A 10,870-nucleotide genomic window follows, 5' to 3' on the forward strand; every position below is an offset into this window, starting at 1 on the left:
GCCAGCATTAAACGTGACATTGGAGGCGGAAGGGTTTTGAACCGCAAAGGCGCAAAGAACGCAAAGATTTTTGGGTAGTGGCTCAGTTCGCGAAAAAACGGAAATTGCGAAAAAACGCAATGACGCAAGGACGCCAAGACGCCAAGAAAGAACAAAGAAACTTTGCGTCTTGGCGCCATTGCGTCGTAGCGTTAAATGAGCCGGAAAGTGAGCGGCCAAGCATAAAATTTTCAAACTGAGCCACTGCCGATTTTTGTCAGGGGTACCCCTTGCGGGTGCCCAGGTTGTAGGATGCGGTGAGTGCCTGCCTACTGCCCCAGGGACGGGGCAGGCAGGCAACGAACCGCATCGAAGAACCACGAATGGACACGAATGGGGGAAAAGGGGCCAGGCTCAATTACGTTCTCCGACAAATGAAAAAATCGCCTAACAATTGCGTAAACTCGGACCCAGTACCGCGCATCGAGGTCCGTTGCTTAATTCAAGCCTGCGTAGGTCGGGTCAGGCCAGGGACGGCCACCACCCGACGGGGTGGCTACTACCCAACGGCCCGCTACCCGACACGGCGTAGTCTGCCATCTTGCGTCGGGTGACGGCGCGCCAATCATCGCGCCCGACGCGGCCACAACGGGCGCGCCTTACCCAACCTACGCGGGCTTAAAACAGATTTTGTCCCGGACCTGGTCGAGCAGGCGGGGCTTGGTCTGCGTTCCGGCGGCGGGGGTGTTTCCCTTGTCAGTACCTGACGGGTTTGTTCTAAATACTGGCAATAGATACAGGTACTTGCAAACAGGCAAGCAGATTAGGCCTCACTTTCGACGTATTTTCTTACGTCGCTTTTGAGGTCTACTTGTAGTTAGCATTAAATACGAAAAAACTATGGGAAACAAGAATTTTATTGGTTACCTAATTTTAGTTGTCATCATTGCAGTGGCAGCATTTTCTCTTGATATTTTTCTATCTCAGGTTGGTGTTGAGTTAAACTCTATATCTTTTCTTAATTCAGAAGGAAACATTATTAAAACACTACAAATTAGCTATCCACTTTGGCATCAGTTTTTGTCATTGCTTGCAAATTTTTTGTATGGTTTATCAGCTGCTGTTTTTATAACTGTTTTTGTAGCCAATAAGATTCAGAAAGATCAACAGGAAAAGAAAGAGCAGGAATTGGAGGAACTACACAATGCAATAAATATAAATGTGTTTGATAGTCTTTTTAAAACGATAATTCCTGCTGACGTTTTCGAAGTTATCAAACATGAAATAATTGAAAACAAAATACTGAGAAAAAATGCAAAATGGATTTATGATTTTTCAGAAGTTGATGATAAGATCCTGTGCAGAATGACGAACAGGTATGAGATCCATAATTTAAGCCAAGAGGATGTCATTGATCCAATAATTCTTGAGTTATTCTCTTTGGGTGATTCTAGGTATGAGGTTATTGAGGCGGAGTGCATTTCATCTGATAAAAAGGAGGTCATTGTAAAACTTGACCCGAATGATAAAACCAATAATAAGAACGTGGATATTCAAGACTCTGACGGCAGACTGGTCGTAGAGTATTCTGTCAAAGTGCCAGCAAAAAGCTATGTAGAATACAAAACCGTAATTGAAAAAACATACGATAAGAAACTAAATGATACGCAAGGAACAAAAGTTCCGGTTATTGGGGCTGACCTCATTGTTAACTATCCTGCTAACTATGAATTTGACATTGTTTCCTCAATGTCAAATAAATTTAGATTAATAACCGAAAGTAAGAATCAGAAAATATATAGTTTAGACGGCGCTATCTTGCCATGGCAGAGCTTCATATACTATTTAAAACCATGCTAACATTCGCATGAACTCGGACATTTATCGCGTCGCTACACTATGTACAAAGAGGACAACCTTCCTGATGTGGAAATGGGGTCAGGTCTTGATCCGTGACCCTTGAAGGCACAGGTCAAGACCTGATCCCTTTCCCCTCCGCTCGTTCCTCGCTCTGCTTTTTGCGTCGGCTGATGCATGGCCGTTAGCGGCAAATGTGCAATGAACCAAAATATGGTAAAAACACAGAATCAGAATCATGTCACAACTAGATATCGTCAAAGAAACAATCGCTTATCTGAAGTTTTGGCTGGGGGTCTTGGTCGTTTCAGATATCTCTCTTGTTGGTTGCAAATACCGAAATCTAAAGAATGAAAGGACACCCACTTTGTTTGGCATCTTTCTCGCCCCGAGCTAAGCTCTTTTCCGAACACCAAAATCGCAGGAAACCGACCATGACCGCTCCTCGCTCTGCTCTTGTCTCCCTTGAAGACACCCCCTGGTATCATTGCGTTTGTCGTTGTGTGCGCCGCGCCTTCCTGTGTGGCGAGGATCGGTTCTCGGGTCAGAACTTCGACCACCGCCGCGGTTGGATCGTCGAGCGCATCCAGCAGCTTGCCGCCCTGTTTGCCATTGATGTGGCCGCCTACGCGGTGATGAGCAACCACTATCACATTGTGGTGCGTATCGACCGGGAACGGGCCTTGGAGTGGTCAATCGAAGAGGTGCTAAAGCGCTGGACGGCGCTCTTCACCGGACCCTTGTTGGTAACACGTTATCTCTCGGAGTCGCGGGCGGAGATGACCCAAGCGGAGATCGCCGAGGTCGAGGCACTTGCCGAAGTCTACCGGGAGCGATTGCACGATTTGTCCTGGTTCATGCGAACCCTCAACGAGCACATCGCCCGCCGGGCCAATGCGGAGGATGGGGTGAAGGGGCGTTTCTGGGAGGGGCGCTTCAAGAGCCAGGCGTTGCTCGATGAGCAAGCGTTGCTGGCGGCAATGGCCTATGTGGATCTCAATCCGGTTCGGGCGGGGCTGGCGGAAACGCCGGAGACTTCGGACTATACCTCGATTCAGGAACGCGTCGTCGGCTTGCCGGAGGGGACTGGATCCGAAACCAGCTCGCGGGAGACTGCAACCGTTAAAGATCCTGACACAGTACTCGACGGGGAGCGGTTACGACCGGAGGCCGAGACACGAGTCTTACCTCAGGCCCCGCTGATGCCCTTTGATGCCACGGCACGGACTCCCTGGGCGGTGCCTTTTGCTTTCGAGGACTACTTGGAGCTGGTCGACTGGACGGGCCGGGCGTTACGTAAGGAGGTAATGGCTAATGTATAAGTGATAACATGACCAGCGGTACTGGCTACTATGTCCCCTCTCTCGCCGGGAGAGGGGTTGGGGAGAGGGGATCAAAAAGATGAATCGCTCTACTTTTTCACTTATAAGTTTACCACTACCCGTAAGGATAAGTCTGGATCCATCGAGGCCCCGCGACCTCGCAACCTCGTCGTCAGGCCAAGTATCTTGCGTGGCATCCAAACTGCTGAACGCCAGTGTTTGTAGCCAAACAAGCGGCGTGATAAGGTTTGAGTGGGTAAAGTCCGCTGTGAGGACCGATTGGGTTGTCCGTTCCCCTCGTCGAATGCATGACAATGAATATTACGGGATTGATACATCATTTTAATTGCTGCTATTGGCAACGGAAGAACCAAAATAAAAAATCATTGAAATAACAGAAGGTTGCTCACCTTTGCTCGCCAATATCTGTTCACTGAAACTACAATGCATTTCTCAGCTATACCAAAAGAGGACAAATAACCATTGATCAAGCAGTTGGCGCTTGCAGCATATCGGGAAATACCAATTAAATTCCTATAGATGTTCCACTTGCGCAAACTAAATTGAGATATCATATGCACTCCAATATATATGCTAAGGATGTATATCTAACCAAATGTGCTCAACAAACAAGTACACCCTTGCTCACATTGATAAAGGATTGCTGCTGCTGTTAACAAAAGATAGGCATTCAGCTGTTGGAGTTAGGAATAATGAGAGAATACAGTTTTAGGAGAAGCTATCGTCAACACTTTGCCGCAATCTTAGAAGAAGCTAAAAAGAGAGGGTCTGTTTGTATTAAAAAAAAGAGATGGAGAAGCATTTTTCATCAAAACCAGCCATTTCCAAAAAAAAAGTCAAATTCTCATTGAAGGGAAAATTCCTTGGTATAAGTTCGTCTGAGATTTCCGGTGGTGACGTAATAAGAGAAGGGCGAGAAAGAAAAATATAGCTACCAAGGCAATGCAATGGAAGTCAAACTAAGCAAACAAATCAAAAAAAAATCACCGTAAATAGTGCGGAAGACATTTATCTGATCATGCGCCAGGATTCCTCCGTAGAGAGAATAAAATCGGCATCAGAACACTTCTGGATGGTAATTGAATCAAGCCAACAAGATCCCTCTATATCGAGTTGGTTGCTCTGGGTTCTTCCAACATGGCGGGCATCAATCCAGAGAAGCCTGAATGGCGATTTACAAGCTCGCCGTCTGTGCTATTATATATGGTCCATAACCATCCTGGCGCGAATGTGACGCCTTCTACGAAGATCAGGACCTCACCGACCATTTTATTCAAGGGCAAATTTCTTTAAAATCGAAGTGGGATTGACCATTTAATCATCAGCGGAAGAAACCTTAAATATAGCCTTTGTCGAGTCGGGTATCTTCTTCAAGAAACTCTAGGCAAGCTAACGCTGATTTTGGCCTTATAAAATGGGCATGGATCAGGAATGAGGGTAAAGAAGAAGGTTTAAAGGAGGGTAAGGGAGGTGAAGGGCTTCAGCTTGGGAGAAAAATTTGGAAAGAAGAGATTAAAAAAAGAAGGGGAGAAGAAGGAAAAGGAAAAAGAGTTATTGAAATGGCAAAAGGCCATGAAAACAGATGGAGAATCAATAGATAAAATTGTGAAATATACTTCGACTTCTCAATAGAAGAAATTAAAAAACTATAGAACCCAACCAGGCTAACCAGATAAGGGCCAGGCCTCAACTTTCGATGGGGTCGCTTTCACGGCCTATCTGCCTAACCGTCGTCATCCCGCCGGTGGAAAACAGATTAGAGGCTCTTGTGGGAAATCGTGCAGGTCAGCACAGCATTCGGATCAATAACCAATTTCGAGTGTGCTTCTGGAGTGGTCCGCTGGCTATCCCGCCAAACGTTGAAATCGTTGACTATCACTAATTGAGCATCGCTATGCGTCATGTTCCCTACCCTCATCCAGGCGCTTGAGCAAAGGCGAACGGGGAATTTGGCAACGCCGGTTCTGGGAGCACGCCATTCGGGATGAAACTGATTTTGCCCGGCCTGTCGATTATATTCACTCTAATCCGGTCAAATATGGCCATGTCCGGTGCGCAGCCGACTGGCCTGACAGCAGCTTTCGCCGATCTGTGGCGGCAGGCATCGCTCCGATCGATTGGGCAGCTTCGATGGAAGTGCAAGCAGATAAGCTCGAATGATCACGGAAGGCGGGATACGCTGCGCTATCCCGCCCTACACGGGCTTAGCTATGAAGAGAAATGCAACTATGTGTTTGATGAGTTAGAAGAGCAATATAGTAGTTATTTTTCAAATGGCTCTAGCACAAGGAGTACAAGCAGTGGTTACTATAGTCAATAAAAGGACACCCACTTTGTTTATCGTTGCTTTCTGAGAATCTCCTCGATTTCCGGATCAGCGTCGATCTTCCCGCCTGCTTCAATCTCCTCATCGGTTGCATCGCGAACAGTCAATATCTCGAGCAAAAAAACGACCGCTCGACCGCAAAGCGGATTATTGCCATCAACTGTCAATGTTTTTTCATCTACTCTGGTTACAACGAAATCTCTGGTTTCGCCCTTTTCGTTTTCCATCACAATCGTCGTGCCGATCTCTCGATATTCCTCGGGAACATTTTCGATGTAGTCCGTGAAAACCAAGGATTCGTCTCGCGGTCCGTATAACCGATCGCAGTCGATAGGCACCTGAATGACATCACCAACCGATTTACCTTCCAACTCCTCTGTGACTCGAGGCGACAGGAGTGTATTGGCGCCATGGACATAACCCAAGGGAAACTCGACCACGGTGAGCACACTGCCCGATTTTTTGTCGATGACCTTGTACGTTAGCTCGACAAACTTATTATTCTTTATGGTCTCTTTCATAACTTTGCGAGAAGCGATGTTTAGAAAATGGAGGCGCTGAAAATCTTCACCTCTCTATTTTCATAGCCCAGCACTAGTCTTCCGAGCCATTCACCTTCTTTCTTGGTACTTCTTTGCCGATAAAGAACCGTCACGTGCTCGCCACGACGGATGATACCGAGATAGTCTCTTTCTTCGGACAAATTTCTCGTCAGCTCGCTTTTTGCAAACTGATTCCCCACTTCAACCTCATTGAGGCCAAGAAGCAGCGAATACGAAAATTTCCGTATGAACTTTCCGTAGTCGCCTTTATTAGAGTATCTAACAAGATCATCCCACATCGGGTTGGCAATCGCCAGGATCTCTTCATCCGTGTGTTCCGTTATGTTCATCGCCTATTCACCATCAATCGCTTTCCTCGTTGTTGACATCATCGCTACAGCAAGCGTTCGGTATTGCAGGACAGCAATAAAAAAAGATCAACATATTCCATGTTGATCTTTTAAAGGAAAAAAGAAGTTACGCTACGTAGCTGTTTGCGCGCTACTCTCTTCGTCTTTGTCGACTAGGTGATAACAAGGCGCCTTCTCCATGGCGTACTCACCTGTCTTAGGATCACGACGAGAAACTGTCAACACATGCCAGTTCTCATCATCCAGCTTGAGGGCGTCACCACGATAGTAGTAGCCGGGCCAGCGGGTTTCCTTGCGGAATAGCGTATGCTGCATGACACACTCGGAAGTACGGTGACGGTGCTTCAACTCCCAGGCACGCAGCAGCTCGTGTATGTTTTCCGCTGCGACTTTTTCCAGGTCTTCTTCCAGGATCTTCAGTTTTTTGAGACCGATATTCAGCAGCTTCTCGTTGGTCATGTAGTTGACGGTCACGCCGCCACCATACTCGTCCATCAGCTTCTGCAGCCGGTCGAGGCCCTGCCGCGGGTTGATGTAGTTCGGATTGACCGTGCCGGCTGTGATCTCATTCCGATACACCTTGTACTGCTCCAAGGGTTTATAGATCTCGGACTTACGGTCATCGATCTGCTTGTCGGATACGACGATACCTTCTGCTTTGCCGTCGTCGATATACTTGCAGGCCGCTTTTGCTGACAGACGACCTTCAGTAAATGACCCGGATGAGAAGGCGTGTGGCGTACCACCAACCGCGTCACCGGCGCCAAACAGACCCTCGACCGTCATCATGCGGTTATAGCCCCAAAAATACTCGGGAGGGGATACATCCTCCGGTCCGGAGCACCATGCACCGCAACCGGTTGCGTGTGAACCCATGACGTAAGGCTCGGAGGTGGTCAGTTCCGGGTTCTGATGCTTGGGGTCGACATCGGTCGCTGCCCACAGTACAGCCTGACCGACGGTCATACCCAGGAAGTTCTCCCAACCCACCTCTTCGAGGTGCGGATCCTGGAATGCTTCCATGGTAACCATGTGGATAGGACCACGACCGGCATTGACCTCACTGATAAATGCATGGTTACGTAAACAGGTCGGGATTGGTCTATGGGTTCTGTGCGAAGCTTCTGGATCCAGATATTCTTTACCTACTATTTTCTGTAGTTCCGGGAACCATTTGGATTCATACTCCTCGCCAAGCCCGTTTTGCGTGTAGGTCTTAAGGTGCAGGAAGTATGCACCAACCGGACCATAACCGTCCTTGAAACGTGCAAGCACGATACGGTTTTCCATTTGGGTCATCTTCGCGCCGGCATTGATTAGCAGTCCATAAGCCGAACCGGAAGACCAGGGCGCATACCAGACACGACCAGCACCTTCACCGACGGAACGGGGCTTGAAGATATTCGAGGCGCCGCCGGCGCCAACAACGACTGTCTTGGATTTGAAGACATGGTAGTTGCCGGTGCGAACGTTAAAACCAACAGCGCCGGCGATTCGATTCTCCTTGGCCTCATCCAGCAGCAGGTGAGTAACACACACGCGGTTATAGACCTTGTCCGCTGATTTCTTGGCAGCCTCGGCTACGATCGGCTTGTATGATTCACCGTGAATCATGATCTGCCATCGTCCTTCACGCTGATAAGCACCCGTCTTTGGGTTACGCATCAGGGGCAAACCCCATTCTTCGAACTGATGAACAGTAGAGTCTACGTGACGAGCCATATCGAACAGCAGGTCTTCGCGCACCATACCCATCAGGTCGATACGCGCGTAGCGTACATGGTCTTCCGGGTTGTTCTCACCCCAGCGTGTGCCCATGTAGCAGTTGATCGCATAAAGGCCCTGGGCGACCGCACCGGAACGATCGATATTGGCTTTCTCGGCGATGACGATCTTCTTGTTTTTACCCCAATACCGGGCCTCGAAGGCAGCACCGGTACCGCCCAAACCCGCACCAACGACCAAGACATCGATGCCGTCTTCAACGATTGTTTTGAAGGCCATCAGTAGTACACCCCTTCTTTCATTTTCAGGCCATTGGACTCCAATGTGTGTAAATCACCGTCGTCCAGGCGTATATATTTGGGCTCGTTGAACAAGAGCTGACTATCACGCATTTCCGGTGAGGGTTCCGGCTGATCGGCAAGCTTGGGTATCTCCTGACCCCAAGGCTTGGTGGTAATTGGAGACAGGAAATTCTTCTCTGTCCCATTTCGAAACTTTATCCGCCACGCGATCGTGCCTTTTTCTTCTTCGCGGATTACTCGAAGACTGTGTCCAAGCGGGGCGAAATCCGCGTATCCGCGAACATCGATCGCATGATGGGGACAGGCCTTTACACACGAGTAGCACTCCCAGCACATGTTGGGCTCGATGTTGTAGGCGCGTCGGACGGTCGTATCGATGTGCATGATGTCCGAAGGGCAAATGTCGACGCACATTCCACAGCCATCGCAACGAGTCATGTATACAAAGGTGGGCATAGCATTCCCCTTACTTTGGTTGATCGGTTACCGTCATTTCAGTAATGGCGTGGAGCTTCTCGCTCGATACCAAGCCCCATATGGAGTGGCGCGTCCTTCAGCAACTCCATGGAGTGCCTGTCTCTGTCAGCCGGGTTTGCTCTGTCGGCGAGCTCCGGCAGATTCTCTCTCGAGCCATCCGCTTTGGTTAACCGCTTTTGATAAGCAGCCGCGGGCTTGAAGAACATGTGCGCGAACTTGGACCACAAGACGGTGCCGAACAGCACGGTGCTGGAAAGGATGAACAAAGCAAAGAAGAAGATACTCAATCCGGACGCACCCATGGCCTGAAATGCGGACCAGATCAAGGCGAATGTTGCAGTCGCAAGCAGTGAGACAATGAAGAGGTCTGCACGCACCAGGCGATACCAAGGATGGCCTTCGGACGAGACATCGACCCGGATGAAGAACCAGAACCAGTAACCACCAAAGCAAAGCATCAATGCGCCAAGGTGCCAAAGCAGGGGGAGGATCGTTGGTGCTTGATCAGCGGGGGTGGGATAGGCGAAAACCAGAATGACCGTAGTAACGATAAATGTGATAAAGCCGTACATGGTAAAAAGGTGGGAAATCCTGCGCCTGGGATTTGCAAGCTCAGCAGAAGTCAGAACTTCGCTGGTAATAGTTTTCAACAACAGCGACGTCTTTTCTGCCCCGCTTACGGTACGCTTTGCGCTTTTCTTCGCTTTTTGCGTATTCTCGAAAAAATATTGCGCGCTTTTCTTGTGAATCATGTCAAGCACAGTGCCGGCTATGACCAGGAGGAACATAGCCACGACGTACGCCTGCATTACAAAGGCGGGTATAAGCGCCGAAAGCTCGGGGAAGGGGTTGTTCGTGATCATGTTGCCAAGCTCCTCGGATATTACTAAATGCAAATATAATTATGAATGGCAATTATTCGCGGCGAAACCAAAAAGTTTTTATGGTCACACATAAAAATTTTTTATCGTTACGGTCGTCAAACGGAGAACGGCATCCACCTATCGGGCGCGGAGCGCTCATTCGAACGAGCATGGTATGGGCTGGATCGAGGAACGAAGCTCAACTTATCCGTGCCGGGCTTCGTTCCTCAACCCCAAATCGAAATCCAAATCGTAATCGAACAGGATGCTGTTTGGACACGAAAAACTTGATGGCTAGTTCCTTTGCCTCCTTCCCTCGAACATCGCCCCGGTTCTTGCTGCCGCTACGAGGGGGCGGAAAGGAGAGGTTGAAATCTCTAATACGAACGATTATCATTCTAAACTGCCAACGGCGGGGCCGCATTCTCCGTGGAGCAAGCAGGCGAGGAACGCCTGGTTGTCGTGCAGGAGGTGCAACGGGCCTGGTTGCGGAAACTGAATACCAGGGAAGTATTCGAGGCCATCCACCGGGTCATACTCGAACGCTACGAGATCCTTGTCCACGCCATCTTGCTGCTGAAACCCGGACGTCTCCCCAAGACCTCCAGCGGCAAGGTGCAGCGCCGCGCCTGTCGGGGACAATTTATGGCCGGTATCCTGGAGAGCGTAGGCAAATCGAAGTCAAAACCGTCAAAGACTGGTTACTCAACAGGATCAGTCAGCTCACCAATATTCCGCCGGATCGAATCAATACCCGGCATCGCTTCGTTCATTATGGTATCGATTCGGTGACGGCAGCGAGTTTGTCGGGTGAACTCAGCAAGTGGCTGGGGCAACCGCTGCCCGCGGCGCTGGTGTATGACTATCCGAACATCGACTCTCTGGCGCGCTATGTATCGACCCAGCAGGAGACCACGGACGAGAAAGGCCCCTCGTCCAAGGAGCCAAGGTCGTGATCCGAGGACTTTACTCCCTCTCCCAGTCGAGGGTATCGCAAAAACGGTGGCATCAGCTGCCAGTCTGTGAAGTTTAAACCACAGAGGACACAGAGGACACAGAGAAGAGCGCAGGCCAATTCTCTGTGC

Annotated in this window: 10 protein-coding genes and 2 pseudogenes; 7 read left to right on the forward strand and 5 right to left on the reverse strand. The window is 49.3% G+C overall.

What is annotated here, in order from left to right; translation table 11 throughout:
• The first annotated feature begins 879 nt into the window (after positions 1-879).
• The 4 genes and pseudogenes from E1958_RS15025 to E1958_RS21365 form a co-directional block, all read left to right on the forward strand.
• Positions 880-1,839, forward strand: a complete 960-nt coding sequence (locus E1958_RS15025) for a hypothetical protein (RefSeq protein WP_133512585.1) — start codon at positions 880-882, stop codon at positions 1,837-1,839.
• Between the two features lie 431 nt (positions 1,840-2,270).
• Positions 2,271-3,131: pseudogene (locus E1958_RS15030) on the forward strand (transposase); the annotation flags it as partial.
• A gap of 1,518 nt (positions 3,132-4,649) precedes the next feature.
• Positions 4,650-4,811 carry a hypothetical protein gene (locus tag E1958_RS20970; protein WP_208108605.1) on the forward strand — a complete coding sequence of 54 codons (162 nt, stop codon included), beginning with the start codon at positions 4,650-4,652 and terminating at the stop codon, positions 4,809-4,811.
• Positions 4,812-5,102: 291 nt separating this feature from the next.
• Positions 5,103-5,339 (forward strand): annotated as a pseudogene (locus tag E1958_RS21365) (transposase); the annotation flags it as partial.
• A 177-nt stretch (positions 5,340-5,516) separates the two neighbouring features.
• On the opposite strand, the gene E1958_RS15040 reads toward E1958_RS21365, so the two are convergent.
• The 5 genes from E1958_RS15040 to E1958_RS15060 all read right to left on the reverse strand — a co-directional run bounded on the left by E1958_RS15040 (position 5,517) and on the right by E1958_RS15060 (position 9,731).
• Positions 5,517-6,026: an FKBP-type peptidyl-prolyl cis-trans isomerase gene (locus E1958_RS15040; RefSeq protein WP_133512587.1), complete on the reverse strand. Its 510-nt coding sequence runs from the start codon at positions 6,024-6,026 to the stop codon at positions 5,517-5,519.
• 20 nt (positions 6,027-6,046) lie between these two features.
• Positions 6,047-6,397 carry a hypothetical protein gene (locus E1958_RS15045; protein ID WP_133512588.1) on the reverse strand — a complete coding sequence of 117 codons (351 nt, stop codon included), beginning with the start codon at positions 6,395-6,397 and terminating at the stop codon, positions 6,047-6,049.
• Positions 6,398-6,529: 132 nt separating this feature from the next.
• Positions 6,530-8,422 carry an adenylyl-sulfate reductase subunit alpha gene (aprA, locus tag E1958_RS15050; RefSeq protein WP_133512589.1) on the reverse strand — a complete coding sequence of 631 codons (1,893 nt, stop codon included), beginning with the start codon at positions 8,420-8,422 and terminating at the stop codon, positions 6,530-6,532.
• Positions 8,422-8,901 carry an adenylyl-sulfate reductase subunit beta gene (gene aprB, locus E1958_RS15055; RefSeq protein ID WP_133512590.1) on the reverse strand — a complete coding sequence of 160 codons (480 nt, stop codon included), beginning with the start codon at positions 8,899-8,901 and terminating at the stop codon, positions 8,422-8,424. The genes aprA and aprB overlap by 1 nt, the downstream gene beginning before the upstream one ends.
• A 38-nt stretch (positions 8,902-8,939) precedes the next feature.
• Complete coding sequence (locus E1958_RS15060) at positions 8,940-9,731, reverse strand: adenylyl-sulfate reductase (RefSeq protein ID WP_207787942.1); 792 nt, start codon at positions 9,729-9,731, stop codon at positions 8,940-8,942.
• A gap of 99 nt (positions 9,732-9,830) precedes the next feature.
• Here E1958_RS15060 and E1958_RS20405 point away from each other — a divergent pair, with 99 nt between their 5' ends.
• From E1958_RS20405 to E1958_RS21375, 3 genes are all read left to right on the forward strand, one after another.
• A complete protein-coding gene (locus E1958_RS20405) occupies positions 9,831-10,076 on the forward strand; it encodes a hypothetical protein (protein WP_165742324.1) in 246 nt (81 codons plus the stop codon).
• Between the two features lie 138 nt (positions 10,077-10,214).
• The gene (locus tag E1958_RS21370; RefSeq protein WP_243725283.1) at positions 10,215-10,577 is read left to right on the forward strand and encodes a hypothetical protein; all 363 of its coding nucleotides are present in this window, start codon (positions 10,215-10,217) and stop codon (positions 10,575-10,577) included.
• Complete coding sequence (locus E1958_RS21375; protein ID WP_424945090.1) at positions 10,517-10,741, forward strand: acyl carrier protein; 225 nt, start codon at positions 10,517-10,519, stop codon at positions 10,739-10,741. The genes E1958_RS21370 and E1958_RS21375 overlap by 61 nt, the downstream gene beginning before the upstream one ends.
• Positions 10,742-10,870: the final 129 nt, after the last annotated feature.

This window comes from Candidatus Thiosymbion oneisti, assembly GCF_004359955.1.
In the GTDB taxonomy this organism is placed as follows: domain Bacteria; phylum Pseudomonadota; class Gammaproteobacteria; order Chromatiales; family Chromatiaceae; genus Thiosymbion; species Thiosymbion oneisti.